Origin of the sequence: Leclercia sp. S52 (assembly GCF_039727615.1) — a bacterium.
In the GTDB taxonomy this organism is placed as follows: Bacteria; Pseudomonadota; Gammaproteobacteria; order Enterobacterales; family Enterobacteriaceae; genus Enterobacter; species Enterobacter adecarboxylatus_B.
In genome coordinates, this window is sequence record NZ_CP152474.1 from 3169784 (window position 1) to 3183667 (window position 13884).

The 13884-nt window shown below is 57.1% G+C and carries 7 protein-coding genes and 2 pseudogenes; 2 read left to right on the top strand and 7 right to left on the bottom strand.

Annotated elements, in window-relative coordinates; all coding sequences use genetic code 11:
• Positions 1–14: 14 nt before the first annotated feature.
• From wzc to AAHB66_RS15360, 3 genes are read right to left on the bottom strand one after another with little or no spacing between them, the layout of a single operon-like run.
• Entirely contained in the window at positions 15–2177 is a 2163-nt protein-coding gene (wzc, locus tag AAHB66_RS15350; protein WP_347113496.1) for a tyrosine-protein kinase Wzc, read from the bottom strand.
• 2 nt (positions 2178–2179) lie between these two features.
• Entirely contained in the window at positions 2180–2623 is a 444-nt protein-coding gene (gene wzb / locus AAHB66_RS15355; RefSeq protein ID WP_142486387.1) for a low molecular weight protein-tyrosine-phosphatase Wzb, read from the bottom strand.
• A 5-nt stretch (positions 2624–2628) separates the two neighbouring features.
• Positions 2629–3765, bottom strand: coding sequence for a polysaccharide export protein (locus AAHB66_RS15360; protein WP_347113497.1), 1137 nt, complete (start codon positions 3763–3765; stop codon positions 2629–2631).
• A 692-nt stretch (positions 3766–4457) separates the two neighbouring features.
• On the opposite strand from AAHB66_RS15360, the gene AAHB66_RS15365 reads away from it, so the two are divergent.
• Entirely contained in the window at positions 4458–6041 is a 1584-nt protein-coding gene (locus tag AAHB66_RS15365; RefSeq protein ID WP_347113498.1) for a TerC family protein, read from the top strand.
• A gap of 94 nt (positions 6042–6135) precedes the next feature.
• Here AAHB66_RS15365 and asmA read toward each other — a convergent pair whose 3' ends face one another.
• From asmA to udk, 3 genes are all read right to left on the bottom strand, one after another.
• Complete coding sequence (gene asmA, locus AAHB66_RS15370; RefSeq protein WP_347113499.1) at positions 6136–7989, bottom strand: outer membrane assembly protein AsmA; 1854 nt, start codon at positions 7987–7989, stop codon at positions 6136–6138.
• A 27-nt stretch (positions 7990–8016) separates the two neighbouring features.
• The gene (gene dcd / locus AAHB66_RS15375) at positions 8017–8598 is read right to left on the bottom strand and encodes a dCTP deaminase (RefSeq protein WP_106993508.1); all 582 of its coding nucleotides are present in this window, start codon (positions 8596–8598) and stop codon (positions 8017–8019) included.
• A 91-nt stretch (positions 8599–8689) separates the two neighbouring features.
• Positions 8690–9331, bottom strand: a complete 642-nt coding sequence (udk, locus tag AAHB66_RS15380; protein ID WP_032612454.1) for a uridine kinase — start codon at positions 9329–9331, stop codon at positions 8690–8692.
• A 342-nt stretch (positions 9332–9673) separates the two neighbouring features.
• Here udk and AAHB66_RS15385 point away from each other — a divergent pair.
• A pseudogene (locus tag AAHB66_RS15385) lies at positions 9674–13004 on the top strand (diguanylate cyclase).
• Here AAHB66_RS15385 and alkA read toward each other — a convergent pair.
• Positions 12975–13839: pseudogene (alkA, locus tag AAHB66_RS15390) on the bottom strand (DNA-3-methyladenine glycosylase 2). The pseudogenes AAHB66_RS15385 and alkA overlap by 30 nt on opposite strands.
• Between the last annotated feature and the right edge of the window lie 45 nt (positions 13840–13884).

Here is a 13884-nt window from a genome sequence, read left to right on the forward strand (position 1 = left end):
CCCCGAATGGCTCATTACTTGCTGTCCGACTTATATTCGTACTCGTAATACCCGTAATCCTGATACCCGGTGGCGCGGCGGAAGATGGAGTTGAGGATCACCCCTTTCACCGGAATGCCGTTCTGCTCAAAGCGGCTGAGGCTGGTCTCGACCTCTTTCAGGGTGTTCACCGCATAACGCGCCACCATCAGGGTGGTGCCCGCGTGGCGACCCACAATGGCCGCATCGGTGACCGCGAGGATTGGCGGGGTATCGATGATCACCAGGTCATAATTCTCGCTGGCCCACTTCACCAGCTGGGTGAAGCGCTCGCTCATCAGCAGTTCCGATGGGTTCGGCGGCACCTGCCCGCGAGTAACGAGGTCAAAGCCAGGAATGGAGGTCGGTTTCGCGCACTGGGTGATATCGCCCTTGCCGAGTAGGATCTCCGACAGACCGTTGACGTTGTTGGTGCCCAGCAGTTCATGGGTGTAGCCCTTACGCATATCGCAGTCGATCAGCAGCACGCGCTTGTTGGTCTGGCTCACCACCGCTGCGAGGTTGGCGCAGACGAAGGTTTTCCCGATGGACGGGCTAACCCCGGAGAGCATCAGCACGTTGTTGCTGGCCTGCATCATGGCGAAGTGCAGGCTGGTGCGCAGGCTACGAATGGCTTCGATGGCCAGATCCGTTGGGTTGCCCACCGCCAGCAGCTGGCTCTGTTTGTAGCGTTTAACCCCGTTGGTGGTTTTGACGCTGTCACGGGACTTCTGCCACTCGGACAGCGGGATGCTGGCATAGACGTTGATGCCGTGCTCTTCCAGCACCTGCGGGCTTTCGATCCCACGGTTAAACAGGGAGCGCAGCAGCACGCCAACGATGGAGAGCATCAGGCCGAGAATGATGCTACCGAGAATAATCAGCGCCTTCTTCGGCTTCAGCACGCCGGGCTGGGTGATAGCCGGATCGACAATCCGCACGTCGCCGACGGTGCTCGCTTCGGTGATCTTCAGCTCCTGCTGTTTGTTCAGCAGCTGCATATAGACCTGCTGGCCGGACTCCACGTCGCGGGTCAGACGCAGGATCTCCTGCTGGGTTTTAGGCATCGCGGTAACGCGGCCATTGAGCTTCGCCTTTTCCTCTTCCAGGGTCTGGCGTTTTTCCAGCAGCGTGCGGTAGGCAGGGTGACGTTTGGTGTAGAGCTTGGAAATTTCCGCCTCTTTAAAGGTCAGCTCATTGAGCTGGGCGTCGATGTTGACCATCGAATCCAGCACCGACTTCGCTTCCAGCGGCAGGTCGACGGAATCTTTATCCTGGCGGAAGGCGTTGAGCTTGTTCTCGGCTTCATCCAGATGAGCCCGCACTTCCGGGAGCTGTTTGGCAAGGAAGTCGAGGCTTTTTGACGCCTCTTCCGACTTGCGCTTCACGTTCTGCGCCTGGTAGTTGCGGGTGATGCTGTTGAGAATGTCGCGGATCTTGTCCTTATCTTCCCCGGTAAAGGTCAGACTCAGCACCCCGGTGTCTTTCCCGGTTTCGGTGACTGTCAGGTTGCCCTGCAGGTTGTTGATCATCCCCAGCATCGAGAACTTGCTGACGGTGAACTCGCTGCCGCTCTGGGCATGAATGTCACTCACCATCATGCTCACGCCGTCTTTGGTCAGCATCTCACCCACCTTGCCGCGGGCGCTGAACCCGGCGTCGCTGGTGAGCTGATACTGATCTTTACCCAGCACCTCGAGGGTAAAGACCTGGCTGGCCCCCCCGGCAGGCAGCGTAAAGGTGGTCACCTTGACGGTGTCGTTCTGACGGCCCATCAGGCGATCCCAGCCTGCACCAAACACCGGGAAGGTGTTTTTGCTGACGCCGATATCGAGATCCAGATCGTCCACGGTTTTACCCAACACCAGGCGGGACTGGATCAGCTCAATTTCCGCCTGCGAGGCGGGCGGCTTGTTCGCCAGCGCCGAACCAATGTCCTGCACCAGCGAACTGCCGCTGTTCTGCTCAATTTGCACCAGCGCATCGGCGCTGTAGATCGGGGTGGCAAAGAAGGTATAAATCACCGCCGCCACGGCAAACACCGCGGTGATCCCTATCACCCACCAGCGCGCCTCTACTACGGTGCCGATCAGGCGACCAAGATCAATCTCATCACTGCCCGCACTCGCGGAGGCAGAAGGTTTTACGTTTGCTGTCATTATTATCCCTGCTGAACGTTCAGTGCCTGTGCCCACTGGCGGGCAGACTGGTCGAGTAAGGTGTAAACCGCCTCAAACGCTTCATGACTTTTACGATACGGATCGGGGATCTCACGCTCGTTGTCCCAGTGACCAAAGAGCATCACCTTGCCGCGCATCTCCGGTGCGATATCGCACAGGGCGTGGATGTGGCGTTTTTCCATGGCGAGGATCAGGTCGTAGTCCCGGCACAGGCTGGCTGACACCTGACGGGCGCAATGCCCGTCGAGCGAAAGCTGATGCTCTGCCGCGACCTGACTTGCACGCTCATCGGCCCCTTTGCCGACCAGCGCGCCCAGCCCGGCTGACGCGACGGTCAGCTGTGGCTGGTACTGTTTCAAAAGCCGCTCAGCGGTAGGGGAACGGCAGATGTTCCCCACACAAACCACCAGAATTTTGTTAAACATCGTTATCACCAGTTGTGGTACTGATGTACCGTGTCGCTCATGGTATGGATATTGTTGATGGTCGGCATCAGCTGGTTCATCACACGGTTCCAGCGCGTTATCGGCGCGGTGGTGACGTAAACCACGTCATACGGCTGGAGGCGGAACCCGGTTGCCATCACCAGCGAGGTGGCATCAGACATATCCAGCTGGTAGACGTTGGCAATCTTGCCCTTCCCACCATTTCCTGTAATCGGACGGATCACGAAGATACCGCTGGCGTCGGAGGTGCTCATATCCAGCCCTTCCGCGGTGCCCAGCGCTTCGGTCAGGGTCATACCGCTGAAGTCCATCTTGAGGGTGCTCTGTTTCTTCACTTCACCCATCACGAACACTTTCAGGTCGTCATTGCGCGGCACAAACAGGATGTCGCTCGGATAGAGCAGACGGTTCTGGCTCAGATCGCCGTTCTGCATCAGCGCCTGCAGGGAGATACGCTCCTCTTTGCCTTTATGGGTCAGCACCGCATTGCGCCAGTCGGCGCCATCGGTGAGCCCGCCCGCGGCGTTGATGGCGTCAAGCACCGTCAGCGGCACGTTGGTGATCGGCTGCTGGCCAGATTTATTCACCTGGCCGGAGACATAGGCTTTTTGCGAACGGAATGCGGCGATATTAACGTCCACCTGCGGGTCAGCGATGTACTGCGCTAAACGGCCGGTAATATCACTACGGATCTGGGAAAGCGTTTTGCCGGCAACACGGATTTTGCCAACATAGGGATAGAACATGGTGCCATCCGGCTGAACCCAGTTACCGGCATCGCTTGAGCTACGATACTGCCCGGCGGGGGTGGTCAGCTCCGGGTGATCCCAGACGGTGACGTTAATGACATCCCCAGGCCCTACGCGGTACTGGTAGTTGGCGATCTCCTGGTCGAGGCTGTCGTTAGGTCGCGCCACAACCGGGCGAGGGCGTAATTGTTCAACCAGCTGCGGGGTCATTGGATAAACATTAACCATGCGGTTGATATCAAAATCAGCATCCTGCTGTTTAATCACATCCTTACCCGATGCTGACATATTGCTGCCGGGAAAGACCGTACAACCACTCATCAAGGTCACAGACACCAATAATGGCATCAATTTCATTTTGGATTTCATCATTGATTATTTATCACTATGGAAGAGTAATTATCCTGTGCATTTAAATAAGCGCGAAGGCGTATTACTTTTAGCATGCAGTCAATAAAAGTGAAATATAACTGGCATCAGTCCTAAAAGAGGCTTATTTGCATTCAGACTATTGACAGAATAATCGAGGCTGATTAACACGCTTTCAGGCACGCTACCGCCCTTGGCTTTCAGTTACCAATCTACTGTTTAAACAGTAAGTTATGAGCAAACACCCTCTTTGACATGGCATAACGGAAAATATAAAAGGCAGGATAATTCCGAACCCGATATAAGTTTTTCACGTCATTAAACCGATACAGAAATAGCATCAAAAAGACAGCGCCATTTAATGCTGAAAGAATTGTTGCAGCTAACGGAATAGCAGGCAAGGAAACATCAGCAAAGGCGTGGCTTTTAAGATTAGTATTAACGCCGACATTTCTGCGTTTTTAGGAATAGCTTTATATTGACTTTATTAAAGAGAACCCTTCTACCTGCGATATTTCTTATTTTGCGAGAATACAGACTATTCACAATATTAACCCACAGTATGCAGGGTTTATTTTCCCATGATTCAGGAAAATCTGTGCAGATAAATGCCCGGCTGGCATTGCATTTTTGAGGCGCAGTATCCATGATCGAAATGTGACAATTGTCATATAACGAAAGGTATTACTCACACTATGGAATGGATAGCAGATCCATCAATATGGGCCGGACTGGTCACCCTGGTGGTACTGGAACTTGTACTCGGTATCGATAACCTGGTCTTTATCGCTATTCTCGCCGAAAAACTGCCCCCTGCTCAGCGCGACCGCGCCCGCGTCACCGGCCTGTTAATGGCGATGGTGATGCGCCTGCTGCTGTTGGCCTCTATCTCCTGGCTGGTGACGCTCACCCGCCCGCTGTTTACCGTCCACGGTTTTGGCTTTAGCGCCCGCGATCTGATCATGCTGTTTGGTGGTTTTTTCCTGATTTTCAAAGCCACCGTCGAACTCAACGAAAGGCTGGAAGGCAAGGACAACGAAAACCCCACCCAGCGGCGAGGGGCAAAATTCTGGGCGGTGGTAGCGCAAATCGTGGTGCTGGACGCCGTATTCTCGCTGGACTCGGTGATCACCGCCGTGGGGATGGTCGATCACCTGGCGGTGATGATGGCCGCAGTGATTATCGCTATTGCGCTGATGGTGATGGCCAGCAAGGCGCTCACCCGCTTTGTTAACGATCATCCGACGATTGTGATTTTATGCCTGAGCTTCCTGCTGATGATCGGCTTTAGCCTGGTGGCAGACGGTTTTGGCTTCCATATTCCGAAAGGCTATCTGTATGCCGCGATCGGTTTCTCGGTGATTATCGAAGCCCTGAACCAGCTGGCGATCTTCAACCGCCGCCGTTTCCTCTCTGCCAATCAGACGCTGCGCCAGCGCACCGCGGACACGGTTATCCGTCTGCTGAGCGGTAAAAAAGAGGATGCCGAACTGGATGCACAGGCCGCCTCGCTGCTGGCCGACCACGACGACAGCCCGATCTTTGCCCCGCAGGAGAGGCGGATGATTGAGCGGGTGCTGCACCTTAACCAGCGTTCCGTCAGCAGCATCATGACCTCGCGCCATGATATCGAGCATATCGACCTGAACACGCCGGAGAGCAGCATTCGTGCGCTGCTGGATAAAAATCAGCACACCCGCATCGTGGTTACCGGCGGCGAGCAGGAGGAGGAGCTGCTGGGGGTAGTGCATGTCATCGACCTGCTCAATCAGCAGCTGCGCGGCGAGCCGCTTAACCTGCGGGTGCTGATCCGTCAGCCGCTGGTGTTCCCGGAAGTGCTACCGCTGCTGCAGGCGCTGGAGCAGTTCCGCAATGCGCGCACCCACTTTGCCTTTGTGGTGGACGAGTTTGGTTCCGTAGAAGGGATTGTGACGCTCAGCGACGTGATGGAGACCATCGCCGGTAATCTGCCGAACGAAGTGGAAGAGATCGACGCCCGGCACGATATTCAGAAAAATGCCGACGGCAGCTGGACCGCCAACGGCCATATGCCGCTGGAAGATCTGGTGCAGTACGTACCGCTGCCGCTGGACGATAAGCGTGAATACCACACCATTGCCGGTCTGTTGATGGAGTATCTGCAGCGGATACCGCAGCCGGGTGAAGAGGTTCAGGTGGGGGATTATGCGCTGAAAACCCTGGAGGTGGAAAACCACCGGGTGCAGAAGGTGCAGCTGATCCCGCTGATATCGCAGGATGATGTGGATTACGAGGTGTGATGCTGTTGCCCTCACCCTAACCCTCTCCCACAGGGAGAGGGAACCTTATCCCCCTCTCCCTGTGGGAGAGGGTTAGGGTGAGGGGAAATAGCGCTTACTGAAGCTTCTCCAGTAACTTCTTCACGTCTTTGCCGTTCTGCGAATCTTTATTCTTCTCGGCCCAGCCGCTCAGGCGACGTTTCGCCTCATCCTGAAGATGTTTACGCAGCAGCTGATCCACCTGCAGGCTGTAGTTCAGCGCCTGCCAGTTGCCGTAGACGTTCAGCGGGATCGGCGTCGTTTTCAGGAAATCGATCAGCTTACTTTCACCCAGCCAGCCTTCAAGCACGCGGATTTTGAAGCGGGTGTCGGCCGTCTCCTTGATCAGATCCAGGGTGCCGTTACCTTCGAGCGTCAGCATCGGCGACTCGCCCTGCATATCGTCCAGCGTCACCTGCCCCTCATCGAGGCTCAGATCGGTGACAAAGCTGTCCAGCCGGGTCGCGTTATCAACGTTCTCTTTCACCTTCACATTGCTACTGCGCTCCACCGCCTGCTGTACCAGCTGCTGGAAGTTCAGCCCTTCCATCCGGGTATTCTGCATCTCCAGATGGGCCTGGCCCTGCCAGTGGTGACGGAAGGCGTCGGCGTCAATCTTGCTGCCCGAGAAATCACCCGCCATGGTCAGGCGGCCGGTCAGCGAAATCGGGTAGTTAAAGGCCTTCAGGATAGTGCCGATCTCAATGTTATCCAGACGCGGCTGGAAAGATGACCGGGCGATAGCTTTACGCACATCGAGCGTGCCGGGTAAGGAGATATTGCCCTCCCCCATCTTACCGTTCAGCTCAGCAATGGTCAGAAGGCCGTTTTTGTTGGACATCTGGCTGGTGACCTGGGTGAAGTCCATTCCCCGCCAGTGGACGGCGTTGGCTTTCAGCAGAATATCGGCGCTAAAGCCGCGCAGGCCGTTGTAGTCGGGTTGCTCCAGATTAGAGGAGATCACCGGGCGCTGCAGTTTGGCCTGAGTTTGCCCCTGCTGCACCGCGTCGCTGTTGGCGGCTGCGGCGGCCTGCGCCGGGAGCAGGTTTTCCAGATTGAGGGTGTCGAACTGCAGGTTCATGTTCCACTGCGGTTCAGTGCCAAGGATCACGCTGGCCTGGCCGGTCATGGCGCTGTCATTAGCCTGTAATTTGAGCTGGTTGAGCTCGAGCTGCTTCTGCTCTTCACGCCACAATGCCTGCAACGTGCCCTGCCCGCTGATGCCCTGCGAAGGCAGATCGACGCCGGTCAGTTGCCAGCTCAGCTGCTGGATATCGGCGCTGAGCAGGTGCGGATAGTCAGAGGCATTCACATTTGCCGCGAGAGAGAGGGTCAGATCGCGCTGGTTGCGGTTAACGCGACCGCTGAAGTCGATCTTGCCTTTGTGGTGTTCATCCTGCTCCATCTGCAGGTTGATATTGCGCACCGTGACCTGCTCGGCTCCCTCATGCTGGAATACCAGCAGGCTGTCTGCCACCTTCAGGCGACCAATATCGAATGACCAGCCGGTATCGTCTGCTTTATCCGGGAGTGTGTTTTCACGCGGGGCCACCGGCGCATCGGCGTTACGTACCGCTTCTGACTGCGGGGTCAGCTGGATCACCGCCCCTTTGAGCATCACCTGATTGACCTGCAGCTGATGCGAAAACAACGGCATCAACGCCACGTCGAGGCGCATATTGTCGGCGGCTACCAGCGGCACAGACGCCCCCGGAGCGGTAAGCGACATGCGCCCGGACAGAATGCTGAGCTGCGGCCAGACGTGCCAGCGCAGCGGACCCTCCAGCTTCAGAGCGTAACCGCTGCGGGCCTCGACCTGACGCACCATGTAGGCGCGAAAGTCATTGGGATTGACCAGCAGAACCAACGCTGACAGGCCCGCAACCAGCACCACCAGCAAAATCATCAGCGTTGTCAGAACTCTTCTCATGGCTTCCTCAATGGACCGGATTTAAGCTCAGTCTTTATCAATACGACTGGCGACCGCACCCTGCTGGTCGCGATATTTTGCATCCTGGCGGGCGTTATACGGACGTGCCGCCGGGCCGGTTAACGGCTCAAAGCTCAACGCACCGATCATCATGCCCGGGCGCAGCGCCAGCGGCAGTTTACCCGCGTTGAAAAACTCCAGCACGATCCGTCCGGACCAGCCTGGATCGATACGGTGCGCGGTGACGTGCACCATCAGCCCCAGACGCGCCAGAGAGGAGCGCCCGTCGAGCCAGCCCACCAGATCCGCCGGCAGGGTGATTGACTCAAAGGTGACCGCCAGCGCCAGTTCACCCGGGTGCAGGTAAAAGGCGTCGCCGTCGGCCAGCACGATTTCATCGCTCATTACCCGATCGAGTGCCGCGCTGACTTCATCTTTCGGCCCGCTGAGGTCGATAAAGGGCGCGGTATGACCGCTGAAGGTACGAAACTTATTCCCCAGACGCACATCGACGGTAACGCCGTTAATCCGCTCGACCGGCGGGCGCGGGGTGATGGTCAGACGGCCTTCGTCCAGCCAGGCTTCAATATCTCGGTCACAAAGACGCATGCCACTTTCTCCTTTCGTGCATCGCGCCCTCAGGCCAGCAAAGCCGGAGGGCGAACCCGATTATCTTTGAACGTTACACAATTCGCGGGTGTTATTCAAAAAACTGGCTGATTTTCGCTTTCAGAATATCAATGGCAATGCGGTTTTTACCCCCGCGCGGCACGATGATATCGGCATACTGCTTGGAAGGCTCGATGAACTGCAGGAACATTGGACGTACCGTTTTCTGGTACTGTGCCATGACCGAGTCCATGGAGCGGCCGCGTTCGTTCACGTCACGTTTGATGCGGCGCATCAGGCAGATATCCAGCGGGGTATCGACAAAAATGGAGAAATTCATCGACTCGCGCAGACGGGCGTCGGTGAGTAGCAGGATCCCTTCGAGGATAATGACCTTTTTCGGCGCAATGCGAACGGTTTCCTGCAGACGGGTGTGTTCAACATAGCTATAAACCGGCAGCTCAATGGCGGTGCCGTTCTTCAGGGCCTGAAGGTGCTGGAATAACAGACTGTGATCCATCGCGCTGGGATGGTCATAATTGGTCTTAACACGTTCTTCCATCGACAGATGGCTTTGATCTTTGTAGTAGCTGTCTTCTGGAATGACACCGATGTGCTCATCACCGACCTGTTCACGTAATTCACGGTAAAGCGTACTGGCAATGAGACTTTTACCTGAAGCCGATGCGCCGGCGATGCCTATAATGACGCACTGATGAGACTTATCAGTCATAAATTTTGCGACCTGAGTAACCTGGATGTAAGGAAGGACGACGCCTGAGCGTCAAACGCAGCAATTATAGGGATTTCACGGGCCTGATACCAGTCGAATAGAAATGTTATGCGAGACGCCTTCAAAGTCCGGGCGGATCGTCCCTGATATAAATTTTCCCGCTTACTTTTCCAGCGCCAAAGATGAAATTTCTGCAGGATAAGTATTTAATAACCCTGTGATGTCAAATTATGAGCGCATACCATATTAATTGTAAATTGTTTGTACTAGCATGATTCACATTAGAAATGAACTCGTCCGGAGTTGGCTCCTGGCGGCATGGCGTCTTCGGATAAAGCGGTAATGAATAAAAAATACCAGCGCGTTTTGGTAACTACGCCACATCCTTTACTACGGCTTGTCAGTCTTGGTCTGGTTACCTTCATCTTCACTCTGTTCTCGCTCGAACTAACGCGTTTCGGAACATTTCTGGCACCTTTATGGTTCCCGACCTCCATTATGATGGTGGCGTTTTACCGCCACGCCGGGAAGATGTGGCCCGGCATCGCCCTCGCCTGCACCCTCGGTAATATCTGTGCCTCCGGGCTGATCTTCTCCTGGGAGTCGCTCAACCTCTGGTTCGCCGGCATCAACATCACTGAGGCCTTCGTCGGGGCCCTGCTGCTGCGTAAACTGCTCCCCAGCTACAATCCACTGCAAAATCTGGGCGACTGGATCCGTCTGGCGATCGGTAGCGCCGTGCTCCCTCCCCTGCTCGGCGGCGTGCTGATGTATCTGCTGGTGCCGAGCGACGAGCCGCTGCGCAGTTTTATGATCTGGGTGCTGTCGGAGTCTATCGGGTCGCTGGCGCTGGTGCCTTTAGGCCTGCTGTTTAAACCGCACTATCTCCTGCGTCATCGCAATCCCCGGTTACTGCTTGAAACCCTGCTAACCATGGTGGTAACGCTGGTTCTGAGCTGGATTTCCCTGCAGTTTCTGCCGTGGCCGTTTACGGCCATTATTGTTCTGTTGATGTGGAGCGCCGTGCGTCTGCCGCGCCTGGAGGCCTTCCTGGTCTTCCTTGTCACGGTGATGATGGTGTCGTTGATGATCGCCAAAAATCCCACCCCGCTGGCGACGCAATATGCCAGCGCGATGATCAACGCCCCCTGGCTGCCGTTCCTGATGATGCTCCTGCCCGCTAACATTATGACCATGGTGATGTACGCGTTTCGCGCCGAGCGTAAGCACATTACCGAGAGCGAAGAGCGCTTCCGTAATGCGATGGAGTATTCCGTCATCGGCATGGCGCTGGTGAGCACCGACGGGCAGTGGCTGCAGGCCAACAAGGCGCTGTGTCAGTTCCTCGGCTACAGCCAGTCAGAGCTGCGTTCCCTTAACTTCCAGCAGTTAACCTGGCCGGAAGATCTGGAAAGCGATCTGGAACAGCTGGACCAGCTGTTAAAGGGCGAAATCAACAGCTATTCACTGGAGAAACGCTACTACACCCGTAACGGTGAGGTGGTCTGGGCACTGCTGGCGGTGTCGCTGGTGCGCCATGCCGACGGTACACCGCTCTACTTTATCGCCCAGATCGAAGACATTAACGATCTCAAGCATACCGAATGGGTCAATAAGCGCCTGATGGAGCGTATTACCCTGGCCAACGAAGCGGGCGGTATCGGCATCTGGGAGTGGGACGTCAAACCTAACGTCATCAGCTGGGACAAACGTATGTTCGAGCTGTACGAAGTACCCGCCCACGTCAAACCCACCTGGCAGCTGTGGCACGAGTGCATGCTGCCGGAAGATCGCGCCCAGGCGGAACAGATAGTGCGCGATTCGCTGGCGGCGCGCATTCCGTTCAAGCTGGAGTTCCGTATCCGGGTCAATGATGGCATTCGCCACATCCGCGCCCTGGCGAACCGGGTGCTGAATAAACAGGGGGGAAGTGGAACGCGTGCTCGGCATCAATATGGACATGACCGAGGTTAAGGAGCTGAACGAGGCGCTGTTCCAGGAAAAAGAGCGTCTGCATATTACCCTCGACTCCATCGGTGAAGCGGTGCTCTGTACCGATGTGAATATGAACGTCACCTTTATGAACCCGGTGGCGGAGAAGATGAGCGGCTGGCTGCAGCAGGATGCGCTGGGGCAACCGATCCTCTCGGTGCTGCATATCACCTTCGGCGATAACGGCCCGCTGATGGAGAATATTCATAGTGGGGATATGTCCCGGACCGACATCGAACAGGACGTGGTGCTGCACAGCCGTAACGGCGGCAGCTACGACATCCACTACAGCATTACCCCGCTCAGCACCCTCGACGGGCAAAACATCGGCTCGGTGCTGGTCATTCAGGACGTCACCGAGTCGCGCAAAATGCTGCGTGAACTGAGCTATAACGCCTCACACGATGCCCTCACCCACCTGGCGAACCGCGTCAGCTTTGAGGCCTATCTCAAACGGATGTTACATACCGTGCAGGAGACCCGTCAGCGTCATGCGCTGGTGTTTATCGATCTTGACCGCTTTAAGGCGGTCAACGACACCGCGGGCCACGCGGCGGGGGATGCCCTGTTGCGGGAGCTGTCGTCGCTGATGCTGAGCATGCTGCGCTCCACCGACATGCTGGCGCGCCTCGGCGGGGATGAGTTCGGCCTGCTGCTGCCGGATTGTAATACCGAAAGCGCACGCTACATTGCCGGTCGCATTATTGATGCCATCAACGACTACCACTTTATGTGGGAGGGCCGCCTGCACCGGATCGGCGCCAGCGCCGGGATCACCCAGATTGACGAGCGCAACAATCAGGCTTCAGAGGTGATGTCTCAGGCCGACATCGCCTGCTACTCCTCGAAAAACAACGGTCGCGGCGTGGTGACGGTGTATGAACCGCAGCAGGAACGGATGCACAACGCGCCTGGCACTATCTCTCTGGACGAGCAGTGGCACATGATCAAGGACAATCATCTGTTGATGATTGCCCGCAGCGTCGCCTCACCGCGGATCCCTGAGAGCAGCGCTTTCTGGATGCTGGCCCTGCGCCTGTGGACCAACGACGGCGAGATGCTGGAAGAGCAGGCCTTCCGCGCTGGACTGGCAGAGCCTGAGCTGGTTCACGCCCTGGACCGGCGTATTCTGCAGGAGTTTTTCCGCAATTTCGCCACGCCACTGACCAGCAAAGGCACCGGGGTCGCCCTGCCGCTGTCGATGGCCGGTCTTGCCAGCGCCACGCTGGTGGATGAACTGCTGGAGATGCTACGCGCCAGCCCGCTGCAGCCGCGTCTGCTGCACCTGGTGGTGCACGTCAGCGTGCTGACGCTGGAGGATGAGCATACCCACAACAACCTGTATAAACTGCGCCAGGCCGGATGCCAGATTATCCTGAGCCACGTGGGCCGCGATATGGAGGTGTTCAACCACCTGAGCGCGCAGATGGCCGATTACCTGCTCCTCGATCCAGAGCTGGTGATTAACGTTCACGGTAATCTGATGGATGAGATGCTGGTGACCATTATTCAGGGCCATGCCCGCCGTCTGGGGATCAAGACCATTGCCGGGCCGAGCAATCAGCCAATCATGATGGACACCCTCTCCGGCATTGGTATCGACTACATCTTCGGCAACACCATCGGCGAGCCGCAGCCGCTGGAACTCCTGCTAAACACCAGTTATTTCGGCATCAACTGACGGCGACCAGCCGTCGGTATACCAGATATGCAGCAGGGCGTACGAGCGCCACGGCTGCCAGCGTTCGGCATAGCGACGTATCTGTGCCGGCGTCATCCCGGCAAAGCGCTGCTTGATCAGATAATCATCCGCCAGAAAGACATCTTTGGCCTGCCAGCCGCGCAGGGCAAAGTAGTTTGCCGTCCAGCGGCCGATCCCCGGCCGGGTCTGGAGGGCTTTTATCGCACTGTCGATATCCTCCGGGGCCTCCGACGGGAAATCCCCCGCCACCACCGACTGCGCGAGATGAATCAGCGATTCGGCGCGCTTAAGCGGCATACCCAGCGCCTTCAGCGCCAGCGGATCGGCTCCCGCCACCGCGGCAGGCTCCGGGAAACAGCGATAGCCCGGCGCTTCGGGCAGCGGTTCGCCGCAGAGCGCCACCAGCTTAGCGGTCAGCTTCGCGGCCATCGCCACGCTGACCAGCTGGCCGAGGATCGCCCGCACGCCCTGCTCCCAGGTATCAACCGAACCCGGCAGGCGCAGGCCAGGCCGCGCGGCCCCGAGGGTGCCGAGCGCAGCGGCAATCTGCTGCGGATCGCAGTGCAGATCGAACAGGCGGGTGATCCGCGCCAGGCAGAGATCGGCAATCGGCAACAGCCCGTCGCTGAGCGACACCTCCAGCGTGCCCCCGGGATGTGGCGTGACGTGGATCAGCCCCCCGATGGCCCTGCCAGGCAAAGCTGCGGGTGTAATCGGTGGGGGTCACGATTTCAATCCCGGCGACCGCACGATCGCCAAGAAATTTCAACATCCATTGCCAGTCATAGGGCGGCTGCCAGGTCAGGGTAAACATCGTCTCTCCTTTTTTTGTTCTGTCTCAGCATAAACGGAGATGGCG

Excerpts from the sequence above, each read along its gene's own strand:
- wzb (WP_142486387.1), bottom strand. The coding sequence starts at position 2,623 with ATGTTTAACAAAATTCTGGTGGTTTGTGTGGGGAACATCTGCCGTTCC.
- AAHB66_RS15360 (WP_347113497.1), bottom strand. The coding sequence starts at position 3,765 with ATGATGAAATCCAAAATGAAATTGATGCCATTATTGGTGTCTGTGACC.
- dcd (WP_106993508.1), bottom strand. The coding sequence starts at position 8,598 with ATGCGTCTTTGTGACCGAGATATTGAAGCCTGGCTGGACGAAGGCCGT.
- asmA (WP_347113499.1), bottom strand. The coding sequence starts at position 7,989 with ATGAGAAGAGTTCTGACAACGCTGATGATTTTGCTGGTGGTGCTGGTT.
- AAHB66_RS15365 (WP_347113498.1), top strand. The coding sequence starts at position 4,458 with ATGGAATGGATAGCAGATCCATCAATATGGGCCGGACTGGTCACCCTG.
- wzc (WP_347113496.1), bottom strand. The coding sequence starts at position 2,177 with ATGACAGCAAACGTAAAACCTTCTGCCTCCGCGAGTGCGGGCAGTGAT.
- udk (WP_032612454.1), bottom strand. The coding sequence starts at position 9,331 with ATGACTGATAAGTCTCATCAGTGCGTCATTATAGGCATCGCCGGCGCA.